This window comes from Streptococcus sp. DD12 (assembly GCF_001578885.1).
Classification (GTDB): Bacteria; Bacillota; Bacilli; order Lactobacillales; family Streptococcaceae; genus Streptococcus.
The window spans coordinates 612,272-632,469 of the sequence record NZ_KQ969495.1; the positions used below are offsets into that span (position 1 = coordinate 612,272).

21 protein-coding genes, 1 other RNA gene, 1 pseudogene and 1 other annotated feature are annotated in these 20,198 nt (G+C 43.9%); of the genes and pseudogenes, 5 read left to right on the top strand and 18 right to left on the bottom strand.

Features of this window, described 5'->3' with window-relative positions:
* Positions 1 to 189: 189 nt before the first annotated feature.
* Positions 190 to 538, bottom strand: a transfer-messenger RNA (tmRNA) gene (gene ssrA / locus STRDD12_RS02835).
* 100 nt (positions 539 to 638) lie between these two features.
* Here ssrA and STRDD12_RS02840 point away from each other — a divergent pair.
* Both STRDD12_RS02840 and STRDD12_RS02845 read left to right on the top strand, forming a co-directional pair.
* Complete coding sequence (locus tag STRDD12_RS02840; protein WP_066914969.1) at positions 639 to 1,232, top strand: TVP38/TMEM64 family protein; 594 nt, start codon at positions 639 to 641, stop codon at positions 1,230 to 1,232.
* Between the two features lie 45 nt (positions 1,233 to 1,277).
* Complete coding sequence (locus STRDD12_RS02845; protein ID WP_066914971.1) at positions 1,278 to 2,441, top strand: MFS transporter; 1,164 nt, start codon at positions 1,278 to 1,280, stop codon at positions 2,439 to 2,441.
* 48 nt (positions 2,442 to 2,489) lie between these two features.
* Here STRDD12_RS02845 and STRDD12_RS02850 read toward each other — a convergent pair whose 3' ends face one another.
* The 3 genes from STRDD12_RS02850 to STRDD12_RS02860 form a co-directional block, all read right to left on the bottom strand.
* The gene (locus tag STRDD12_RS02850; protein ID WP_066914973.1) at positions 2,490 to 3,830 is read right to left on the bottom strand and encodes a DUF2130 domain-containing protein; all 1,341 of its coding nucleotides are present in this window, start codon (positions 3,828 to 3,830) and stop codon (positions 2,490 to 2,492) included.
* Positions 3,831 to 3,910: 80 nt separating this feature from the next.
* Complete coding sequence (locus STRDD12_RS02855) at positions 3,911 to 4,507, bottom strand: restriction endonuclease subunit S domain-containing protein (RefSeq protein WP_066914974.1); 597 nt, start codon at positions 4,505 to 4,507, stop codon at positions 3,911 to 3,913.
* Positions 4,508 to 4,602: 95 nt separating this feature from the next.
* Complete coding sequence (locus STRDD12_RS02860) at positions 4,603 to 6,321, bottom strand: glycosyltransferase family protein (protein WP_066914976.1); 1,719 nt, start codon at positions 6,319 to 6,321, stop codon at positions 4,603 to 4,605.
* Between the two features lie 98 nt (positions 6,322 to 6,419).
* Between STRDD12_RS02860 and STRDD12_RS02865 the strand changes: the two genes are divergently transcribed.
* Together STRDD12_RS02865 and pabB are read left to right on the top strand one after the other, a co-directional pair.
* The gene (locus tag STRDD12_RS02865; RefSeq protein WP_066914978.1) at positions 6,420 to 7,139 is read left to right on the top strand and encodes a DUF554 domain-containing protein; all 720 of its coding nucleotides are present in this window, start codon (positions 6,420 to 6,422) and stop codon (positions 7,137 to 7,139) included.
* A gap of 60 nt (positions 7,140 to 7,199) precedes the next feature.
* Positions 7,200 to 8,930 carry an aminodeoxychorismate synthase component I gene (gene pabB / locus STRDD12_RS02870; RefSeq protein ID WP_066914980.1) on the top strand — a complete coding sequence of 577 codons (1,731 nt, stop codon included), beginning with the start codon at positions 7,200 to 7,202 and terminating at the stop codon, positions 8,928 to 8,930.
* A 163-nt stretch (positions 8,931 to 9,093) separates the two neighbouring features.
* Here pabB and STRDD12_RS02875 read toward each other — a convergent pair whose 3' ends face one another.
* From STRDD12_RS02875 to STRDD12_RS02925, 11 genes and pseudogenes are all read right to left on the bottom strand, one after another.
* Positions 9,094 to 10,014 (bottom strand): TDT family transporter, encoded by a 921-nt coding sequence (locus tag STRDD12_RS02875; protein WP_066914982.1) that lies wholly within the window; start codon positions 10,012 to 10,014, stop codon positions 9,094 to 9,096.
* Positions 10,011 to 11,075, bottom strand: coding sequence for an acyl-CoA dehydrogenase family protein (locus STRDD12_RS02880; protein WP_066914984.1), 1,065 nt, complete (start codon positions 11,073 to 11,075; stop codon positions 10,011 to 10,013). The genes STRDD12_RS02875 and STRDD12_RS02880 overlap by 4 nt, the downstream gene beginning before the upstream one ends.
* A gap of 35 nt (positions 11,076 to 11,110) precedes the next feature.
* Positions 11,111 to 11,683 carry a carboxymuconolactone decarboxylase family protein gene (locus STRDD12_RS02885; RefSeq protein WP_066914987.1) on the bottom strand — a complete coding sequence of 191 codons (573 nt, stop codon included), beginning with the start codon at positions 11,681 to 11,683 and terminating at the stop codon, positions 11,111 to 11,113.
* Between the two features lie 230 nt (positions 11,684 to 11,913).
* Positions 11,914 to 12,693, bottom strand: coding sequence for a ribonuclease HII (locus STRDD12_RS02890; protein ID WP_066914989.1), 780 nt, complete (start codon positions 12,691 to 12,693; stop codon positions 11,914 to 11,916).
* The gene (ylqF, locus tag STRDD12_RS02895) at positions 12,677 to 13,531 is read right to left on the bottom strand and encodes a ribosome biogenesis GTPase YlqF (protein ID WP_066914990.1); all 855 of its coding nucleotides are present in this window, start codon (positions 13,529 to 13,531) and stop codon (positions 12,677 to 12,679) included. Before ylqF ends, STRDD12_RS02890 begins: the two co-directional genes overlap by 17 nt.
* Positions 13,532 to 13,661: 130 nt before the next feature.
* The gene (gene lepB / locus STRDD12_RS02900) at positions 13,662 to 14,219 is read right to left on the bottom strand and encodes a signal peptidase I (RefSeq protein WP_066914991.1); all 558 of its coding nucleotides are present in this window, start codon (positions 14,217 to 14,219) and stop codon (positions 13,662 to 13,664) included.
* 124 nt (positions 14,220 to 14,343) lie between these two features.
* Positions 14,344 to 14,703: a 50S ribosomal protein L20 gene (rplT, locus tag STRDD12_RS02905; protein ID WP_066914993.1), complete on the bottom strand. Its 360-nt coding sequence runs from the start codon at positions 14,701 to 14,703 to the stop codon at positions 14,344 to 14,346.
* 41 nt (positions 14,704 to 14,744) lie between these two features.
* Positions 14,745 to 14,945, bottom strand: coding sequence for a 50S ribosomal protein L35 (gene rpmI / locus STRDD12_RS02910; RefSeq protein WP_066914995.1), 201 nt, complete (start codon positions 14,943 to 14,945; stop codon positions 14,745 to 14,747).
* A 25-nt stretch (positions 14,946 to 14,970) separates the two neighbouring features.
* A pseudogene (gene infC / locus STRDD12_RS02915) lies at positions 14,971 to 15,503 on the bottom strand (translation initiation factor IF-3).
* A gap of 13 nt (positions 15,504 to 15,516) precedes the next feature.
* Positions 15,517 to 15,640: a sequence feature (ribosomal protein L20 leader region), on the bottom strand.
* Between the two features lie 23 nt (positions 15,641 to 15,663).
* A complete protein-coding gene (cmk, locus tag STRDD12_RS02920; RefSeq protein ID WP_066914997.1) occupies positions 15,664 to 16,350 on the bottom strand; it encodes a (d)CMP kinase in 687 nt (228 codons plus the stop codon).
* Positions 16,350 to 16,856 (bottom strand): SAG1386/EF1546 family surface-associated protein, encoded by a 507-nt coding sequence (locus tag STRDD12_RS02925; RefSeq protein ID WP_066914999.1) that lies wholly within the window; start codon positions 16,854 to 16,856, stop codon positions 16,350 to 16,352. Before STRDD12_RS02925 ends, cmk begins: the two co-directional genes overlap by 1 nt.
* A gap of 45 nt (positions 16,857 to 16,901) precedes the next feature.
* Between STRDD12_RS02925 and STRDD12_RS02930 the strand changes: the two genes are divergently transcribed.
* A complete protein-coding gene (locus tag STRDD12_RS02930) occupies positions 16,902 to 17,105 on the top strand; it encodes a ferredoxin (RefSeq protein WP_066915001.1) in 204 nt (67 codons plus the stop codon).
* On the opposite strand, the gene STRDD12_RS02935 is transcribed toward STRDD12_RS02930, so the two are convergent.
* From STRDD12_RS02935 to STRDD12_RS08325, 3 genes are all read right to left on the bottom strand, one after another.
* The gene (locus tag STRDD12_RS02935) at positions 17,092 to 17,586 is read right to left on the bottom strand and encodes an EbsA family protein (RefSeq protein WP_066915003.1); all 495 of its coding nucleotides are present in this window, start codon (positions 17,584 to 17,586) and stop codon (positions 17,092 to 17,094) included. The two genes, STRDD12_RS02930 and STRDD12_RS02935, sit on opposite strands and share 14 nt — an antisense overlap.
* Positions 17,587 to 17,604: 18 nt before the next feature.
* Positions 17,605 to 18,834 carry a peptidase T gene (pepT, locus tag STRDD12_RS02940; RefSeq protein WP_066915005.1) on the bottom strand — a complete coding sequence of 410 codons (1,230 nt, stop codon included), beginning with the start codon at positions 18,832 to 18,834 and terminating at the stop codon, positions 17,605 to 17,607.
* Between the two features lie 140 nt (positions 18,835 to 18,974).
* Positions 18,975 to 20,198: GH25 family lysozyme (locus STRDD12_RS08325; protein WP_197456646.1), on the bottom strand; the 1,224-nt coding region annotated here is incomplete at its 5' end.

Sequence of the window (20,198 nt, forward strand, 5' to 3'; positions counted from 1 at the left end):
AAGGAGTCGAGCACCCATTGGAGCGCGGTTTCTTCACTCTTTTTTTGTTGTCTTTACTATAGCAATGACCTCAGTCCCTCTTTTTGTAACTCCCTATTTTAAAAAGTAATAGCAAGCTATAAGAAGCAAAAAAGAAAAAACGTTGCAAAAATCAACGTTTTAAGAAGGATTAAAAAGTTTAAAAAGTAAATATGGAGTCGGTGGGAGTCGAACCCACGTCCAAACACCTGCCAATATGTTCGTCTACAACCATAGGTTATGTATGCATTTAACCTCAGCCTAGTACATAACTCAAACTCAGCTCAGGCGAGCCTAAAAATCTCTTTTGCCTTACCTAGGCAAGCAAAACAACGTATCTTGCTAAAATAAAACCTCTAACAAAACGCAAGCCATCTTGCAGAAGTTACGCGAGCTGGTGTTTAGGCAGCTACTGCGTAAGAAGTGTTATTTTTTGCAGTTATATTTAACTGGCATTTTTACATCTGCCGATGGGTCGCAGAACATACCTCATAATGCCTGTCGAATCCGTAACGACCCCGTCATTTGAGATTCTTATTATAGCAAATCTGTAGAAAAAGAACAATAAAAACCCTCAGTTTCACCTATCTAGGACCAAAAAAGTGTGGTATCATAACATCATGTACAAAGTATGGCAACACATTTTTAAGATTTTAGGTATATTGGCACTGCTTGGTTCTGTTATTGCCGTTATCTGGCTCTTTCAGCTAGGCATTTTAAACGATGACAATCTGCTGGCACAGACCGTTGAAAATCACCCTATGACAGGTTTTTTGATTTTCATTCTGGTTCAGATTATCCAGGTGGTTTTCCCAATCATTCCAGGTGGTGTCACAACGGTCGTGGGCTTTTTGACCTTTCGTTTTTGGTTAGGCTTTTTATACAATTTTCTGGGCATTTTCATTGGGAGCTTAATCCTCTTTACTTTGGTGCGCATTTATGGGAAGAAATTTATTTTACTTTTCACCAGTGAGGCGACCTTTGACAAATACGAACGGCGCTTGGACACCAAGAATTACGAACGCTTTTTTATCCTTACGCAAATTATTCCTTTTATGCCTGCTGACATCATGCTCATGATTACAGGTCTATCTAAGATGAGCTATCGCCGTCTGATTGGGATTCTCTTATGGACCAAACCGCTATCCATTCTTTCCTTTTCTTACCTTTGGATTTATGGCGGTAAAATTCTGCAAAAGCTACTGGGAAACTAACTTATTTCGCCATATCATCAAAACGAATGTGAAAGGACATTTTTTGTGAAAAAATCCGCTTGTCTCATACCAGGTATTATCTTATTGGGAGCTGTCATGAGGGTTCCTTTTACGGCCATTCCAACCATCTTGACCGATATAGCGAGTGGTTTACATGTTTCCATTAGTAACCTAGGGATTTTGACCTCTCTCCCCCTACTCATGTTTGCCCTCTTTTCATCGCTGGCGCCAGCCTGGGCTGCTAAAATTGGCCTAGAAAAACTCTTAGCCCTCTCTCTTTTTGTCCTACTTCTGGGTTCGCTCGTGCGAATTATTTCCCTACCCGCCTTATATTTAGGTACTTTACTGGTCGGCTTTGCCATCGCCATGATTAATGTCCTTTTACCGAGTCTAGTCTCGCACTATTTTCCGCAAAAGGTTGGCTTTTATACCGCTCTCTACCTAACCGTCATGGGCCTAACGACTGCTCTAGGGTCTAGTTTGGCTGTTCCTATCGTGAATGCCAGTTCTTGGCAGATTTTTATCCTCTTATTAAGTGGCCTAATCGGACTTGCCACTCTGGTCTGGTTGCCCAATACCCGTCATAACCACCGTTTCGCTCAAGCGCAAACCAATGGTGTGGCAACATCACTCTGGCGAAATAAAGCGGCCCTCGTTTTTCTAGTATTTGGTGGTTTGCAATCATTGCTCTACTATACGTTAATGGCCTGGTTGCCAACGATTGCCCAAACTGCTGGTTTGTCTCAGGTAGAAGCAGGCCTGATTGCGGGCGCCTTCTCTTTCATCAGCATCCCTGTTTCCATGGTAACACCGTCGCTCATCGCTAGGCTTAACCAAAAAGGCAGGATAGCCTTTATGACAGCCGTTGCTGGGCTTTCTGTATTGGGCTTGGTTGGCCTTTTACTACCTAGCGCAAAGTTTAACTTTTGGTTAGTCATCAGCCTCCTCTTAGGCCTGTCAACCAGTGTGCTTTTCCCTTATATGATGCTCTCCTTCTCCTTAAAAACAAGTAATTCTCAAGCTACCGCACGTTTATCGGGCATGGTGCAATCAGGAGGTTACTGCATCGCGGCCACAGGTCCTGCCCTCCTTGGTTATAGCTTTTCTGCCTTTCACTCTTGGGCAGTTTTGGTCATTGTCTTACTCCTGGCGACTCTGCTGATGACCTTAGCCATTTTTGCTATCGAAAAACACGATACCATCCTATAAAAGAAAAACCACTACAGAATTGTAGTGGTCTTTTGACGTCGCAATCCCTTAGTCAGACTTTAGGGCTGCAAACTTTTCCCGCATGGTTGGGTTTTTTCGTGTTAATTTTTTGACAGAAACATCGTCTAGTTTGTTGTTGGCTAACCGCAACTGATTTTCACTGGTGGTCAGGGCCGCCTTAACAGCCTCCATGCGCTTAATGCTCTTATCAATCTCGTCGATTGCTTTTTTAAAATTACTGCTGGCAGAATTGTAGTTTTTAGCAAAAGCCTTTTTGAAACTTTCTAGGTCATCCTCAAAATGCGTGATATCAACATGCTGCTCTCGTACCTGCGCCAACTCCTGCTTGTACTTGAGCGAGTTTAAAGCCGCATTTCTCAAAAGCCCAATCAGTTGAATAAAGAGCTGGGGACGGACCACGTACATTTTAGGAAACTCATGGCTGACATCAACGATTCCAGTATTGAAATAATCATTATCAGCCTCTAGCATGGTGACCAAAACGGCATACTCACAGTTTTTCTCTGTGCGATCCTTATCCAATTCCTTGTAAAAATCACGGTTCTTGTGTTTGGTTTTGGTCTCATCACTTTCATTTTTCATCTCAAACATGATGGACAAAATTTCCACACCATTTTCGTCTGTTTCGCGGTAAATAAAATCGCCCTTGGAACCCCTTCCAGAAATGGTGTTGTCTTTTTCAAAACTAGCATTTGGAAAGGCGTAGGCACGCACCTTATTAAACTCAGTTTCTGCATAAATTTCTAAGCTTTCTCCAATAGCCTTGGTCGATTGTTGTGCCTTGAAGTTCTTATAAAAGTCAACTTCCTGTTGAGCGGCTTTGAGTTTTAATTCGTATTCTTGTTGGAGATTTGACAAAGAGAGCTGGGCTTCTTTTTCTTGCAAGTCCAATTGGTTTTTAACGGCATCACGCTCTTTTTCCACTTGAGCAACGGCTTCAACCAAGCTCGTTTTGTTTTCAAGACTGAGCACTTCCAATTGATTTTTGACTTGTGTCAGTTCCGTTTCCTTGCTGGCCAGGGCTTGTCTCACTTCTAGTTCTCTGATCGCCTCTGCCTTTTCTAATTGTGAGGTCAACTCACTAATCGCCTGCTCTTTTTGGGTGAGAAGGGCCTGTGTTTCCATCTCTTGTGCTTGCTTTTGGCGCTCGATTTCATGTGACAACTGATCTATCTTTTTATCCTTAGCCTGAGCCTGCTCTTTTAGATCATTTTTGGCCCGCTCTTTTAAAAGCTCTTTTTCTTTTTCCAAGCGGTCATGGACTTCTTTTTCAAACTCACTACTGCGAACCTGACTGAGCAGTTGACTGTATTCTTTTTGGTCAACCGTAAAAACCGTTCCGCAGTGCGGACATGTTATTTGTGACATTGTTTTGTCTTTCCTCCTTTTGTGAATTAGTAAGTCTCAATGGCAAAGAGGCTGGAAGTTTTTAGCTGTCCTGCCCACTTCTAGTACAAGTGCTTGGTAATATCGTCTTGAATTCTTTGCCATTCCTGATTTGCCCGAGAGAGCTTACGTTTATAATCCTCTCTGCCTTGCAGATAGCGTTGCGCTAAATAGGTTTGTTTAACCAAGGGGATTATCGGAACCTCAATACTGCCTAAGGCTTTACTGGAAATATTGAGCAATGACTGGCTACTACTTGCCTGGTCTAGGAGGGCTAATCCAAGCTTAGACTCAAAAAAGAACTTGAGATAATAGCCTGAGAGTTCCTTACCAGGCCGTACAACAATAATATTGGCCGATGCCACACAAGGAAAGTCCTGCTCCTCAAAAACAGCCGCCTTGTGAACGGTCCCTTTTGAAGCCAGCAATAAATCACCATCCTCTAAAAGGTAGCGTTGTAACAAACGCTTATCTCCAGATAGCGATTGCAGGTCCTCCCCTTCAATCCCCAAGGGGCCTATGTCTCGTAAGTTGATGACTGCAATATCCCCAGGCGCGTCTTTGGGTGAGATGGCTTTTCCCTTAAAAATATCAGCCACTTGATGCAAGGGCCGGCGGTTAACTGTTAACTTTTCGTAATCACTGATTATCTTGTCCATGCCTTACCTCCGAATTGGTAGCTAAATACTAACATGATTTCACCAGTTAGGCAAGAAAAAAGAAGCTAGCTTCAAGCAAGCTTGCTTCCTTTCTCTTAGGCTTTATGATGAAAAAGTCCCCAAATTCCCAAAATAATCCAAGACAGGATATTGAGCCAGATGGCAAAAACAAACGTTTTAGGCGACTGATAGCTTAAGGTCAAGTGATTGGTACCTTTTACCTGATGGACAATGACTGTGCCAATCAGCCCTCTGCTATAATCCTTCTTCGTCAATTTGTGACCGTTCAATGTCAGACGGCTATCCGCATAAGCAATAACAGGGAGTTCGACTTGGCCAGCCGATTGAGCCTGCCAAGTGACCTGAAGCTCTTGGCCTGTCTGTACTTTTTGATACTTTTCATTAGGCTTGATGACAAGCTCATCATAGACATCGTAATAATTCACATCCGTCTTTTGCGACGTTTGAGGCAGGTAGTCTGGTGTGGATTTCACTGCCAAAGCTAACAAATCTGCCTTATCTTTACTGCTAAAAGCCTTTCGAATGCCTGCGTCATCTGTCAACACTCTCAGGTGTTTTCCGTTTGGAATCGTATTGTAGCTGTTACGGTAACCCCTTTGTTGGGGCAAAATCACTTGGAGTTGAACCCAGCCAGTCAAAGCCGTCAGTAACAAGAAAGCAAGACCTAGACGGCGCCAGCTCTTTTGCTGAAAAGCATTTTTCCATAAGAGTCCCAGACCCAGAAAAAGAAAAACAAGAGCAGGAACAAAAAAGCGAAATGGAAATTGTAAGGTCTCAATTGCCTTGATGTGGTGCGCATTGGCCCAGGCCCATGGAAAAAGGCTGGTGGCACAAAAACTAAAACCTAAAAAGCTCAGAAAAGTCAGGCGTGATAAAGCGGACGCTTGTCGCCATTTGAGCAACTGCCAGCCAACAAAGACAATGAGAAGAATGACCAGAAGGACAGGTGTCGCTAGCCAATAACTCGCCGTTCCGTTAATGGTGTTGGCTGCCATGCTTTTGTTTACAAATGGAGCTAATAAGGTATTTCTAGCATTGACCTGCACTAAGGGTAAAAAGACATTTAAGGACAAAAGGACGAAAACGAGCATACTTGCTACAATACGCTTAATGGCCTGCCCCTTCTGCTGATCCGTCCAAAAGCCATAAGCGTAAAAAGGCAGGTAGCTTAATACCAAAAAGAAAGTCGATAGGAGGTGCACCTGGGTCATCAGAGCAACCGAAAGGGCCAAACGGCCAATGGAAATCTTATGCTTTTGTGCATAATCAATGGCTGGAATGAGACACCAAGGGAAAATCGCTGCTCCCCAACTCGTGAAACCTTGACGATAGGTCCAATACTGAATACTAAAGGTTGTCATGTAAACCATAGCCATAGCTAAAGCTGGCCACTGATTGAGGTTTATGCGTTTGAGTAATCGAAAAAGTGAAAGCCCCGCTAGAGTCGCTATCAACCAACGACTCAAAAGCTGATAGGCTAACCAGGACGGCGTTAGTAAAACCAACAAGCCTTGAAAATAGGCAAAGTAAGGGCCATAGAGGGCATTCACAATTCGGCCAGAAGCTTGAAAACCAAAGAGGGTCATAAAATAAGAATAATGCCCCGTTTTGATTTGCATGGCTGTGTCATAAAAGCGGTTATAGTGAAATAACAAGTCACTTCCAGCTATAAAAGTCCCTTGTAGCCACTGTGGTAAAATCAAACACAGCGCAAAGCCCATGATAATCACACTTGTCACTAGCACTTCACGACGCCGAAGACTAGAAAGACCTAATAAAACAGAATGAAACATAGTTTCATTGTATCACAAAAGTCAGCTAGAAAGCCAGCTCCCCTTGTTTTGTCCCAAAAATCGTGGTAAGATTAGCCTAACTAAATAAGGAGGTGCTTATGCCAGTCGGTGTTCTCATCAATACAGTTGCGATAGCCCTAGGAGGACTTTTTGGTGCCCTCTTTGGAGGTTTCTTAAAGGAAGATTTTAAAGCCCAGCTCAACATGATTTTTGGTTTGGCCTCTATCGGTATGGGAATTTATTCCATGCTCGATATGAAGAACCTCTCGGCTGTTATCTTCTCAGTCGTCATCGGTACAGCATTTGGTCTTGCCATCCATTTTGGACAATGGATTGAGCGCGGGGCAGGTCTCATGGGAAAGACCTTCAAAAACCCTAACGAGAGTCTTTCAGAAAAGGAATTTATCATTACCCTCGTCACCATCATCGTACTTTTTTGTGCGAGTGGAACAGGTATCTATGGAAGTCTCGTGTCCGGCATGACCGGAGATAGCACCATCCTCATCACAAAATCTATTTTGGACTTTTTCACAGCCATGATTTTTGCGACAAGTCTGGGCCTAGTGGTTTCCTTAGTCGCTCTTCCACAATTCATCATCTTTTTCGCCCTCTTTTTAGCGGCCAAACAAATTATTCCGCTCACAACGCCTGTCATGATTAGTGACTTTAAAGCTTGCGGAGGCCTCTTGATGATTGCTACCGGTTTTCGGATTTTAGGGCTAAAAATGTTTCCAACTGCTGATATGATTCCAGCTATGGTTATCGTCATGCCTGTTTCCTGGGCCTGGACCCAGTGGATACTCCCTTTATTATCTTAATTATCAGCCTTAAGGCTGTTTTCTTTTATTCCAGCAAGCATTTTGTGATACACTAAACCTATGCACCATCTAACTATCATTGATTTTAAGCCTCTTAAAGAACGCCTCATTTTTACAGACCCCCTCTTAGAGTTAAAAACATCCGATTTGTCTCAGGTCAAGGGCATTCTTGACAAAGCAGAAAACTACCAGAAACAAGGCTTTTACGTGGTTGGTTACCTAGCCTATGAAGCTGCCAAGGCCTTTGACCCCCTATTTACCGTACACGCTGGCCCCCTGCAGACAGAATATCTGGCCTACTTTAGTGTTCATCGCCACCCCAAGCGAGTTCCGTTTCCAACCGCCTACAGGCCTGTTGATATGCCAAAAACGTGGCAATCTGCTGTCAGTCAAGAGGCCTATAAAAAGGCCATTAGCCAAATCAAAAACCATCTGCGTCAAGGTGACAGCTATCAGGTCAACTACACGATACCGCTTTCGGCTAATCTGACCGCAGATGCTTTAGCCATTTATGAGCAAATCCGTCTGGAACAAGACGCTCAGTACAATGCTTATATTGCGCATGATGACCAAAAAATCCTCTCCATCAGCCCTGAGCTTTTCTTTGAACGTCAGGGGTCGCATTTGCTAACACGTCCCATGAAGGGCACCATCGCTCGTGGTATCTCTGACGAAGATGACCTCTCACGCGCTGAGTGGCTGGCACAAGATGCCAAAAATCGTGCAGAAAATATGATGATTGTCGACTTGTTGCGCAATGACATGAACCGCATCTCCCTTGTTGGGAGTGAAAAAGTCCCCCACTTGTGCCAAGTGGAACAATACGCCACCGTTTGGCAAATGACCTCAACCATCACCACCGAACTCCGAGAAAATACGCAACTGGCCACTATTTTTTCAGCACTCTTTCCTTGTGGTTCCATCACAGGTGCCCCTAAAATCGCCACGATGGCCATTATTCACGCACTGGAGCCAAACCCTAGAGGGGTCTACTGTGGCACCATAGGTGTCCTCTTGCCTGACGGTAATGCAATTTTTAATGTCGCCATTCGGACCCTCCAAGTCCACAAGCAAGAAGCTATATACGGTGTCGGGGGTGGCATTACTTGGATGAGTGATTGGAAAAGTGAGTATCAAGAAACCAAAGAAAAAGCCCAGGTACTCTATCAAAAGCACCCTAAGTTTGACCTCATCACCACAGCTCGATTGGAAAATGGGCAAGTCAGCTTTGCAAATGACCATCTCAAACGGCTAAAAAAGGCTAGTCGCTATTTCCACTACCCCTTCGATGAGAAGCAATTTTGGCAGGCCATCGCAGAGGTGCAAAGTCAGACAGACCCTCATCAGAGCTACCGCCTAAGGCTGGCTCTATCACGGACGGGAGACTTGCAGGTTAATACAGATATCTTAACCCCCTTGCCAGAGACCTTTTTACAAGCCAAGCTAGTCTTACAGACTAAAGATTTGGCAAATCCTTTCACGCATTTTAAAACCAGTTACCGCCCACACTTGCCAAAGAGTTCTCACGAAATTATCTTCTTTGATGAAAAGGGGAATTTACTTGAAACGACAATTGGCAATCTTATCGTTGAAAAAGATGGTCAAAAGTGGACACCCCCCGCTGACCTCGACATTTTAAACGGCATTTTTCGGCAAAAGCTCGTCACTAGTGGTCGTGTCAAAGAAAAATACCTGAAGATAAAAGACCTCAAAGATGCTGATGCCATCTACGCTTGTAACGCCGTGCGTGGTTGTTACCCCCTGACCTTAGACCTTGAAGACGAGACCTAAGAGCATGACGGCAATTCTTTTGCAACTGCCACAAAACACCTTAGATTTTAGAGGCTTTGTCCAAGACAACAGATTCTATTCAAAAACGATTGGACCATCAAATCCAACCGTTTTTTTTGTTTTTATACTGTCATGCCTTTTATGCTAACAGAATCTCTCCTCCCTACTTTTGCGAATCACTTGTGCTTTTGCAGATGAATTGCCCTAAGACATAAAGCAAAACAAGCGTTGCTAAAAAGCGCTCCGTCCAAAACAACCAAGGCAACGGGTGATGAAGCCCAGCCAACCCCAACTGGAGGGCGGTCGCAGAAATCGTTAGGGGAAAGGTCATGGCCGAAAAGGCGGGTGAAAAAGCTCGCCTTAAGAGAGTTTTCAGGCTTATGACCACATAAACGTAAAGGGCTTGTGAAAGAATCAGGAAAATGAGCAAATAAGTCCATGCGCCTTGAAAAACCCCGATGGCCTGCCCTGCTACAAGAAGAAGGGACAAGGGCGCGCAAAGAATAGCTTTTTGGGCTAATAAGGCTTCAGGAAGACCTTGTTTGGCCAAACGTATCAGCAAGGGAGGGTACAAAATCAAGCTGGCCAATAAACCAAAGTAAAAGACGAGCTGAGCCAAAATGGATTGGCCCGTAACTTGACTGGTGACAGCTCCCATAGCTATCCCAACATAAAGAACCGTCCAACTCGGCAAGACCTGTTGGTACCAGCGCTTTTTGGCAAAGGTCAGGGTAAAGTATAGGATTAAGGCCAGATGACCACCAAAGGCCAACCACCATAAAACTTGCGCTAAGCCCAGAAGACTTGGCCATTGACTGATATAGTGAGACAGTAAGAGACTAGCCATGGGAAAGGTCGCAAAACTTGAAGCAAAGGCAGGGGTTTGGATAGCTTGCAACCATTTTCGCCAATGCCTCCCCCAATAAAAGACATAAGCCAGCCATAAACACAGACCGACACCCGTCAGGATTTGCGAAAAAACTGGCCAGTCAACCGTCCATGATTTTCCTAAACCAAAAAGGGCCAAGATGGCCCCTGAAAGCAAGAAGGGTGGCTGCTTTAAAAGATTGCCTAACCGTCTCATGCGCCTGATAGAATATGGCGCAACTGCACCGCACTTGGGGATACAATAGGCAAGAAGGCTCCCTCATTCCAGCGACGAATAAAACCAGAGGTAGAATGGCTAAAGTAACCACGACCACCACCTGCCTGCAACTCTAGCAAGAGGCTCTGCGCCACGACATCGACAATATCGATACGCAATTGAAACAGTTCTTTCGGGTGTGCTACAAAATAATCATAGTCCCTTAAACCATCAAATAGTTCCGTTTTAATGCTTGCAAGAGCTTCTTTTTGGGCTTGCCACTCCTCTTTGAGGACACTGCGTTTGGCCAGGCTTGCTTCCACTTCAGACAGAGATTTTTTGGCCAGACCAAAGGCTAAACCAAACTGATAGCCAAGGAAAGCTGGACGATTTTGAGCCAAAAACTGTTTGGCATCATGTGAAATAATCCATTCCTCTTGCAAAGGCACCTGATTAAAAGTCAGCGCTGCCGTATTAGCCCCTTGCAAGGCAACAAATTCTAGGTCCTGTGAGCGGGTGAGCTTTGGTGTTTCAGAAGGGATTGCCACAACAATCGGTTCACGGCTTTGGTCTTCAAAGCCGGCCACAAAAATGGCCACAAAATGATCCTCACGCACATTGGTCACCCAAGGCAAACGTCCTTTAAGGACGTATTCGCCATCTTTTTCAATGACTTGGACATTCAATTCTTCCAGATTTGATAAGAATTTGACCGCATTAGAAAGAGCTGTTCCACCGGAATACGCACCAGACAGCAACTTTTCCAAGTAATGTGTCTTAAAGTAATCCTGCTCAGCATGAAGAATATTGTCAATCAACGTCCTTTGTCCCCATGAGGCAAAAGCCGCTGTTAGGGAATGCTCTGCCAATTCAGCAAGAACTTCAATCACATCCTGGTGACTTCCTCCCAGGCCTCCCAATGATTCTGGGACTCCGACACGGAAAGCCCCCTCAGCTGCAATGCGTTCCACCAGTTGGTTGGCCACGTCACAGGACTCTTGGTCGATTTGTTGGGCGTGACTGTCCAACCAGTCAATAAAAGTTGTCGAAAAAAAGCTCATTTCTTGTCCTCCTTGGTCCAAAAACGTCCCGTTTCTTAGGCTGTTGGGTCTTGCTCTAAGGCATAAGCCTGTAACTCTGGGTTGATAGGGGTGTTAGCCATGTTGTTTGCATAGTTACACAGGCTGGCCAGACTCACACCTAGGACAACATCCAAGGCATTTTCTTGGGTATAGCCTGCTTCAAAGAAATCTGCTAGGGCTTCATCCCCGACACGTCCTTTGGTATTGATGACAGCAATCGTAAATTTAGCCAAGGTATCCAACTTAGGATCTGAGTCAATCGGGGTGCGATTGCGCAAGGCTTCTAACAAATCATCCCCCATTTGGATTTGCTTAATGGAGAAAGCCGTATGACCTGCCACACAAAAGGCACAACCATTTGTCACGGCAGCCGTGATTTGGACCACTTCACGCTCAGTTGGGGTCAAACTGTTGCGACGGTTAATCTCACCAACTGTTCGGTAAGTTTCAAGTGCTGTTGGTGCATTGGCTAAAAGGCCAATCAAGTTAGGAATATAACCCCCATTTGCCTCTTTGACGGTCGCTAAAACGTCTTTGACGGCCTCTGGAGCTGTTTCAATGGTATGAATGGTAAAATGTTCTGTCATGGAAAACCTCTTTCACTTTTGAGATGTTTCCATCTTACCACGCCGCAATCATTTTACATAATCTATTTTTCCAATGGTTGGTTATCATTTTTTTATATAGAGGAACTGAGCATATTTCTTGCAAAACCGTTGCGCAACAAAAAAGACCATAGGAATGATCTTTATGACTCTATTCGTTAGGATTGGTTTTTTAATTCTTGCGCTTTCCCTGAAGCCCATGACCTAGCCCTTTAGTCTCTCCCATCGACCATTTCTTTGACAGGGGCAAATGTCTTACGATGAATAGGCGTAAGTCCTAGCTGTTTGAGGGCTTGGATATGCTTGGCCGTTCCATAACCTGCATTGTGAGAGAAATCATAGCCAGGGTATTGCTTATCATAGTCGGCCATCAATTGATCCCGTGTCACCTTGGCGACAATAGATGCGGCCGCAATCGAGAGTGATTTGGCATCCCCTTTGATGAGACTTTTTTGATACAAAGGCACTTCCAAGGTCATGGCATCAATCAAGAGGGCATCTAAAACCAGCTGTGCTTGAACCTGTTTGATGGCTTCTGTCATCGCTACTTTAGTGGCCTCGTAGATATTAATCCGATCGATAACTTCATTTGAGACCAGACCAATCCCCACGGCCAAAGCTTGACCGACAACACGGTCATAGACCACACGGTGCTGACTTTTAGCAATCTTCTTGCTATCATTTAAGCCTGCTATCACCAGCCCTCTTGGCAAAACAACACAGGCAGCCACCACAGGACCTGCCAAAGGACCACGGCCAACTTCATCGACACCACCAATAAGCGCATAACCTTGCTCTAAAAGTTCTTTTTCATAGACCAACATTTGCTTGAGGCGGTCTTGTTCAGCCATCTCTTTTTGAATCGCCTGTTTTCGCCGTTTAATAGCAGCTTGAACCCCCTTGCGAGAATCCTGTTCCCACTGTGCCCAGCGACTATCTTCTAAGTCTGTCACACTTTCTAGCGCCTTTTTTATCTCACTGATTGTCGCCATCACCTTCTCCTGGGATGTCCAAGGTATAACGCCCCAGCTTACCATCACGGACTTCCTTAACAAATAGCTGGTAAAAACGGTCATAGTCATCTCGAAAGCCCAACTGGCGCGTCAAATCCATAATGATTTCTGGCGCTTCTTGGTCGAGACTGATGGTCTTGAAACGTTCTTTTAAGCGGTCGGGGTAATAAGTCTTGAAATGATTGATCCCAAAAATAGTGACCTCATCCATGGGCAACAAGTTGTCCTTAATAGCCCCAGTTAAAGCTAACTTTAGACCAACTTTTTCATCTTCGAATTTAGGCCAAAGAATACCTGGTGTGTCCAAAATCTCCAAGTCCTTGTTTGATTTTAACCACTGCTGTCCCTTAGTGACACCAGGTTTGTTCCCAACAACAGCAATCTTCTTACCAGCAAGACGGTTCATCAGCGTGGATTTCCCCACATTAGGAATCCCGACAATCATAGTCCTCAAAGTTTCTTTTTTTATACCTCGAGACCGCAAACGCTCGATTTTTTCTGCCATTAGATGCTTGGCTTGTTGGGTGACCAGCTTCACTGTTTGGTTTTCTTTGGCTGTGATGGCTAATGTCGCCAACCCCTGTTGCCGAAAGAGCGCTTCCCAATCTTTTGTCAATTGTGGGTCCGCTAGATCGCTCTTATTGAGCAAGACAAGGCGTGGCTTGTCCCCGATAATCTTATCTAGCATAGGGTTTTGGCTAGCCAAGGGCAAACGGGCATCCACTAAAACCGTCACAAAATCCACATGTTTTAAGCTATCTTGTACCTGCCTGCGCGCCTTAGACATATGTCCAGGAAACCATTGAATCGTTGCCATGTTTATCTCCTCATTTCTACTTCTCTCTATTATAACATAAAGACCTACACAAGCAGGACTAAGCCCATTGACTAAGTTAATGCGAGAAAATTTGAAACTCTATAAAAAAATAGACCTTAAAGGTCTATTTTTATTGGATGCGTAAAAAGCCGAACTTTTCCAAAGGCCAAACACGAAAGGCGACGATGCCCTTGATATTTTTTCGTGAAATCAATCCAAGGGTCCGTGAGTCTTTGGAGCTCTTTCGATTATCATTCAAAATAAGATAGGTGTCTTTAGGAATTTTATCTGTTTTATTATGTGTCAAAGTCGCAATACTAAAATCTTCAGTATAAAGTGTTCCCTGTGAGGCCTTACTGAGGAAACGACTTTTAACCTGATCTAGGTAAGGTTCTGACGTTGCTTGATTGTTCAGATATAAGATATCATCCATAAAGGTGACAGATTGACCAGGTGTTGCAATAACTCGACCAATATAACGGGTGCCATCCACCTCATAAACCACCAAATCTTTACGAGCAGGCCGACGATTTTGGTTAAAGAGCAAGATATCATTATTGGCAATATAGGCATTACTTGAGGGTTCATGCACACGAATCGTTGAAAAAACAAAACTACGAAGCAATAAAATAGCAACCAAAGCAATAACGATGAAAATCGCATTACGAATAAAATCTCTCTTGAGCATGATGCCCTCCCATTTCGTACGAATTACTTTCATTATAGCATGATTTAAAGTATAAAAAAAGGCTCTCAAGAGCCCAGGTAAAAAAAAGAAGCATCGGCTTCCGCCAATACTTCTTGATATGGTCTTATTTACCAAGTTTTTCTTTAGCAGCATCAGCCAATGCTGTAAAAGCTGCCGCATCGTTAACCGCCAAGTCAGCCAACATCTTACGGTTTACTTCAATCTCAGCCAATTTCAAACCATGCATGAGTTGTGAGTATGACAAACCATTAAGACGAGCAGCCGCATTGATACGTGTGATCCACAATTTACGGAAGTCACGTTTCTTTTGACGACGGTCACGGTAAGCATAGTAGTAAGAATTCATTACTTGTTCTTTAGCAGTACGGAACAAGATATGCTTAGCACCATAGTAACCTTTTGCAAGTTTTAAAACACGTTTACGACGTTTACGTGATACAACGCCACCTTTTACACGAGCCATTTATAATTCCTCCAGATATTCGAATTGTGAGTGATGCCTGATTATTTCAAGCGAGTCAGCATAGATTTGATACGTTTGAAATCTCCTGAGTGCACCATAGCGGCTTTACGAAGATGACGACGTTGTTTTTTAGTCTTCCCGTGGAAACGGTGAGATGTGTACGCACGGAAACGTTTAAGTCCACCAGACCCTGTACGTTTAAAACGTTTTGCTGATGCACGGTGTGTTTTTTGTTTAGGCATTTTCTTTCTCCTCTATTTTCTTCCCTTATTTTTTCTTGTCAGGGATTGGTGCTAATTGGATAAACATTTGACGACCATCCATTTTGGCACGTTGTTCGATAATCGCGATATCTTGTGTCGCTTCTGCAAAGTCTGCAAGAACCTTGGCACCGATATCTTTGTGAGTAATCATACGGCCACGAAAACGGATAGACACTTTGACTTTGTTGCCTTTTTCAAGGAACTTGCGGCCATTGCGCAGTTTTGTTTCAAAGTCACCCTTGTCGATAACTGGACTCAGACGAACTTCTTTAACGGTTACTACGCTTTGTTTTTCCGTTGTTCTTTTTGCTTTTTCTGATACTCAAACTTGAACTTGCCATAATCCATGATACGTGCTACAGGCGGCTTTGCTTGAGGCTGGATGAGAACCAAGTCTACACCAGCGTTATCAGCAATTTCCTGAGCTTCTGTTCGTGGCTTAATACCAAGTTGATCACCATCAAGGCCTATCAGACGAACTTCACGCACATGAATTTCATCGTTAATGAACAAATCTCTTTTTGCGATATCCTTCACCTCTTCATTTTTTTAGAGAAAAACAAAGCGGACTGCTTTAACAGTCCGCACTACGAGTAATCATCACAAGATGTTTTACATGTAGGGCCAGACAACGTTAGTCGCAAGGCGAGAAGCTCTCACTTCTGCTTTTCTCATTATTTAAATTCTATCACAGCTCTCACTGCTTGTCAAGAACTTTTTGTACTTTATCCATGATAAAGTCAACAACGCCCTCAATAGACACCCCTGTCGTATCAAATGACACCGCATCCGCTGCGGGTTTTAATGGGGACGTTTTTCGATGGCTATCTTTATAGTCTCTCTGAGCAATTTCTTCTTTTAGCTGCTCCAGTTCTGTCGGAATTCCCTTTTCCTGATTTTCTTTGAAACGGCGCAAGGCTCTTTCTTCAACAGAAGCCACCAAAAAGATTTTTACAGCAGCCTCTGGCAGAACAACTGTTCCGATATCGCGACCATCCATGACAATACCACCCTCTTGCGCGATGTCTTGTTGGAGAGCCACCAATGCTTCTCGGACTTCAGGAATTGCTGCAACCCAGGAAACATTATTGGTCACATCATTTTCACGAATCGCATGGGTCACATCAACATCACCGACATAAACGAGTTGGTTGCTCTTCTCATCGCGCCCAAAGCTAACAGAATAGGTCTTTAGTTGTTCGAGCAGTTCTGAAACATTTTCTGCCGTCAGTTGATTGGATAAAGCCAGATAGGTAACGGCACGGTACATTGCCCCAGTATCCAGATAAGTGTAGCCCAATTTCTGAGCGATAAGTTTAGCTACTGTACTCTTACCACTAGAAGCTGGTCCGTCGATTGCAATTTGAATGGGCTGCTTTGTCATTAGTTTACATACACCTCGTCACCAGGGTTAGCATACCAAGAACCTGTCGTCATATGGTCGGGGTTAAGGGCATACAATTGGTCCAAGGAAATGCCCGCACGTGCCGCAATAGATGCTGGTCCTTCACCAGCATTGACTGTAATGGTTCCACCGTTACTACTTGGTGTTGTTGAACTTGAAGAGGTCGCTGTGCTTGAACTATCCTCTGTTGAAGAAGAGGAAGCTTCTGTTGAAGATGACGCTTCTTCTTGGCTAGAAGATGCGCTGGTAGAACTACTAGAAACAACTGATGACTGAGAACTGCTTGACTGACTAGATGCTTGTTTGTTGCTGCCACCCGTGGATGTATAAAGGAAAAACACCAAAATGACAACAATGACAACAAAGAAAATTCCCAAAATCCCTGTCAAGAAGGGCGTCGAAATTAAATTTTCGCCTTTTGCTGAACGTGAGTACTCTTCTGTCCAGTCGTCGTCAACTTTATCTTCCCATGGCTTTTTAGACATGTTTTACTCCTTGTGATTTTATTTATTTCGTACTACAATATTACTATGAAAGTTCAAATTTTACCAGAAAAATGTATAGCTTGTGGGCTATGTCAGACGCTGTCACCTCTGTTTGATTATGATGATGAGGGCATCGTCATCTTTGCTCAAAATGCTGACCAACGCCTCCTTGATGTCGAGGCAAAATCTAGCACTCTGGCTGCTGTCAAAGCTTGTCCAACCAAAGCCCTCATCGTTAAAGATGCTTAAGGGCTTTTTTTGTTTTCCCTTTGGCATAGAGCTCAAAATAATCCAAAAAATGGTGGTCTAATAAAACAACTTCACCCGTAAAATAAGGATTGATTGCTAGAGCGTCTAAAAAGTATTTTTTTGGCCATTTGCGCATCGAAAAGACTTGATTTGGCTTATTGGCTAAGACAAAACATACCCTACCTTTTGAAACTTCGATACGATTGATATGGCTAATATCCATTTTTCGTAAGCGGATAGGATCTAGGGAAATCACTTTAACTTTGCCATCTTCTGTGATGATAAAATAGCGATGAAAGCCCACAATCAGTAAGACTAAAAAGAGACCAAACAAGAAGAAAATGACATTTGGAAGGCGTACCTGCTCATACACCAGAGCCATCGCCAGAAAAATCGGTATCAATGCAAAAGACCAATAAATCACCAACCAAGAGGGTTCTGGTTGCCAGTGGTAGCGCATTTTACCAAAAATTTTTATCATGCTTGCCTCCTTTTTTGCTTAGACAGTATCCGATTGGCTGACAATAGCAACAATGACATCGACCGCTTTCTCCATGGTTTGCAGACTGACAAATTCATAGCGGCCATGCATATTTTCCCCACCCGCAAATAGATTAGGGGTTGGAATACCCATGAAAGAAATCGTTGAGCCATCAGTTCCACCACGAATTGGTTCAATTACCGGTGTAATGCCTAAGCTATTCATGGCCTGCTTAGCGAGGGTAATCGGTGTCATATCTTTTTCAATGACTTCACGCATATTGGCATACTGATCTGTCAGTGTCAAGGTCACACGGTCTTGGTCGAGGTGATGGTTGGTTTGGTCAACTATTTGTTGCAAGAGAGCTTTTTTAGCCTCCAAGCCTTCACGGTCAAAATCCCTTAGAATGTAATGGCTTTGTGCCTCATCGACAGTTCCTTCCAGGGTTAAGAGGTGATAAAAACCTTCTCGCCCTTCTGTTGTTTCAGCCCGTTCGTTTTCAGGTAATTGGGCATGGATATCCATGAGTACTTGTAGCGCGTGAACCATCTGGCCTTTTGCTGTCCCAGGGTGGACATTGCGCCCTTGCACCGTCACGTCAGCTGCAGCTGCACTAAAGGTTTCATACTGCAATTCGCCCAGTGGCCCACCATCAACCGTGTAAGCGAAATCCACATCAAAATCAGCGACATCAAAATGAATAGCCCCAAGGCCAATTTCTTCATCCGGCCCAAATCCCACACGAATCTCCCCGTGTTTGATTTCTGGGTGGTCTACTAGATAGGCCATGGCTGTCATAATTTCAGCAATTCCAGATTTATCGTCACTCCCTAAAAGGGTTGTCCCATCCGTTGTAATCAGGGTTTGGCCAAGGTAACCATCCAACTGCGGAAAATCTTTAGGTGACAACGAAAAACCTGATGTGCCTAAAGGAATGTCACCCCCTTGGTAATTTTCAATCACCTGCGGATTAACACCTTCCGCATTAAAATCAGCCGTATCCATGTGTGAAATAAAACCGATTTTTCGAGTGAAACGTGCATCATTAGCCGGTAAAGTGGCTACTAAATAGCCGTTACTTTCTAAGTAATGCACATTCTGCAAACCTAATGCACGCAACTCAGGTTCCAAAACATTTTTAGCAAAATCCACTTGGCTTTGTGTTGTCGGAATGGTCTGGCTGGTCTCATCACTACGAGTGTTAATCTTGGCATATCGGATAAACCGTTCTAGTAAAGCATTTGTCATTGCATTCTCCTTATTAAAAACACAAAAGAGCTAGGGTCCACCTAGCTCTTTTGTCAGCGTAAAAAGCTCATTATAGCAGACATTTCCTGTCTTTATTATAGCATGAATTCGCTCAAATAAATAGAGCCAACCGTTAAGAACTAACGGGTAAATCGTCCAGTATAATCTAAACTTTGGTCTAAACTCATCCCAATTAAAGGGGCAACGCTCGTGAACTGCCAAGCAGCTGCTCCCTTGTAGAGCGATAGGCTTTTGGCCCGTTCCTGACTCATCACTTGATAGCCATCATAATAATGGGCCACCCAGAAGTTTTTCAAGCCAAATAGGTTGGTATTCACAGAACCACCATTGATATCCAACCAACTTCCCATGGTATAATGCACCAAATTTGTGTAACCCAAATTTTTCAAGGCTGCTTCCCAAGCTTGAGTATTGGCGTTGATATTGGTTAGCATGCCATCTGCTTCCATATCATTAACCATTACTGCAGTCTTATTGAAGCCATAGCGTTCGGCTGCAGCAGCAAAGTAGCGTGCTTCCGCTTGTGCCTCTGCGGCTGAGGTATAGTGTGAGTAATGGTAAGCCGAAACAGTCAGTCCAGCAGCTCTGGCATTAGCCACCTGTGAGGCGGCAAATGGGTTAATATAATTGGTTCCCTCTGTTAGCTTAACCACTACCCCTTGGATGCCTTGTGATTTCAAGCTAGCAAACTGGGCAACAGAAATCTCTTTTTGGTAACTTGAGATATCAATAAAGAAGCTGTTGACCAACTTATCCTTATCTGCAATAGCCGTTACCGTAAAGCCTTTCGTCGCTAAAAGACCTTCTTGCTTGCCATTAGCCAGCTGATTTTTCCCATAAATATGAGCAGAGTAATGGCCTAGATTATAATTATGATTGCTCAAACGAACAGTCGCACTGTAGGTGTTTTCAGCAATTTTAGAGGCCTGTACCCATTCCAAATCATCTTGACCATTGCTATCAGACCAAACTGGTAAGCTGAGGTCAGTCAGGTAATCCGGAACGCCAGAAATAGTAATCTGGTAGGTTGCGGTATCCAAAGCCTCAATTTTTGTCGATAAGTGTGGCTCTGAAACCGTTTTACTGGTTGTCGTCACACCTTGTAGTTGCCCATTCTTGAGGGTGTAGACATGGATGTTATAGAGGCCAGTCCCTGTATGGTCACGATAAGGCACAAGAACCTCACCTTGACTATTGGCCTGATACCAATGCAAGTCATCTTGACCGTTAACTTGGGACCAAACGGCATAACGGACGGAAGACAAATCATTGAGCGTTTGAGAACGTAAGGATAGGGCTAAACCACCGCTTGTCTCTTTAACAGTCACTAGATTGGCTGAAAT

Excerpts from the sequence above, each read along its gene's own strand:
- rpmI (WP_066914995.1), bottom strand. The coding sequence starts at position 14,945 with ATGCCTAAACAAAAAACACACCGTGCATCAGCAAAACGTTTTAAACGT.
- cmk (WP_066914997.1), bottom strand. The coding sequence starts at position 16,350 with ATGACAAAGCAGCCCATTCAAATTGCAATCGACGGACCAGCTTCTAGT.
- STRDD12_RS02885 (WP_066914987.1), bottom strand. The coding sequence starts at position 11,683 with ATGACAGAACATTTTACCATTCATACCATTGAAACAGCTCCAGAGGCC.
- pepT (WP_066915005.1), bottom strand. The coding sequence starts at position 18,834 with ATGACAAATGCTTTACTAGAACGGTTTATCCGATATGCCAAGATTAAC.
- STRDD12_RS02840 (WP_066914969.1), top strand. The coding sequence starts at position 639 with ATGTACAAAGTATGGCAACACATTTTTAAGATTTTAGGTATATTGGCA.
- pabB (WP_066914980.1), top strand. The coding sequence starts at position 7,200 with ATGCACCATCTAACTATCATTGATTTTAAGCCTCTTAAAGAACGCCTC.
- ylqF (WP_066914990.1), bottom strand. The coding sequence starts at position 13,531 with ATGGCAACGATTCAATGGTTTCCTGGACATATGTCTAAGGCGCGCAGG.
- rplT (WP_066914993.1), bottom strand. The coding sequence starts at position 14,703 with ATGGCTCGTGTAAAAGGTGGCGTTGTATCACGTAAACGTCGTAAACGT.
- lepB (WP_066914991.1), bottom strand. The coding sequence starts at position 14,219 with ATGCTCAAGAGAGATTTTATTCGTAATGCGATTTTCATCGTTATTGCT.
- STRDD12_RS02865 (WP_066914978.1), top strand. The coding sequence starts at position 6,420 with ATGCCAGTCGGTGTTCTCATCAATACAGTTGCGATAGCCCTAGGAGGA.
- STRDD12_RS02860 (WP_066914976.1), bottom strand. The coding sequence starts at position 6,321 with ATGTTTCATTCTGTTTTATTAGGTCTTTCTAGTCTTCGGCGTCGTGAA.
- STRDD12_RS02880 (WP_066914984.1), bottom strand. The coding sequence starts at position 11,075 with ATGAGCTTTTTTTCGACAACTTTTATTGACTGGTTGGACAGTCACGCC.
- STRDD12_RS02855 (WP_066914974.1), bottom strand. The coding sequence starts at position 4,507 with ATGGACAAGATAATCAGTGATTACGAAAAGTTAACAGTTAACCGCCGG.
- STRDD12_RS02890 (WP_066914989.1), bottom strand. The coding sequence starts at position 12,693 with ATGGCGACAATCAGTGAGATAAAAAAGGCGCTAGAAAGTGTGACAGAC.
- STRDD12_RS02935 (WP_066915003.1), bottom strand. The coding sequence starts at position 17,586 with ATGATAAAAATTTTTGGTAAAATGCGCTACCACTGGCAACCAGAACCC.
- STRDD12_RS02875 (WP_066914982.1), bottom strand. The coding sequence starts at position 10,014 with ATGAGACGGTTAGGCAATCTTTTAAAGCAGCCACCCTTCTTGCTTTCA.
- STRDD12_RS02925 (WP_066914999.1), bottom strand. The coding sequence starts at position 16,856 with ATGTCTAAAAAGCCATGGGAAGATAAAGTTGACGACGACTGGACAGAA.
- STRDD12_RS02930 (WP_066915001.1), top strand. The coding sequence starts at position 16,902 with ATGAAAGTTCAAATTTTACCAGAAAAATGTATAGCTTGTGGGCTATGT.
- STRDD12_RS02850 (WP_066914973.1), bottom strand. The coding sequence starts at position 3,830 with ATGTCACAAATAACATGTCCGCACTGCGGAACGGTTTTTACGGTTGAC.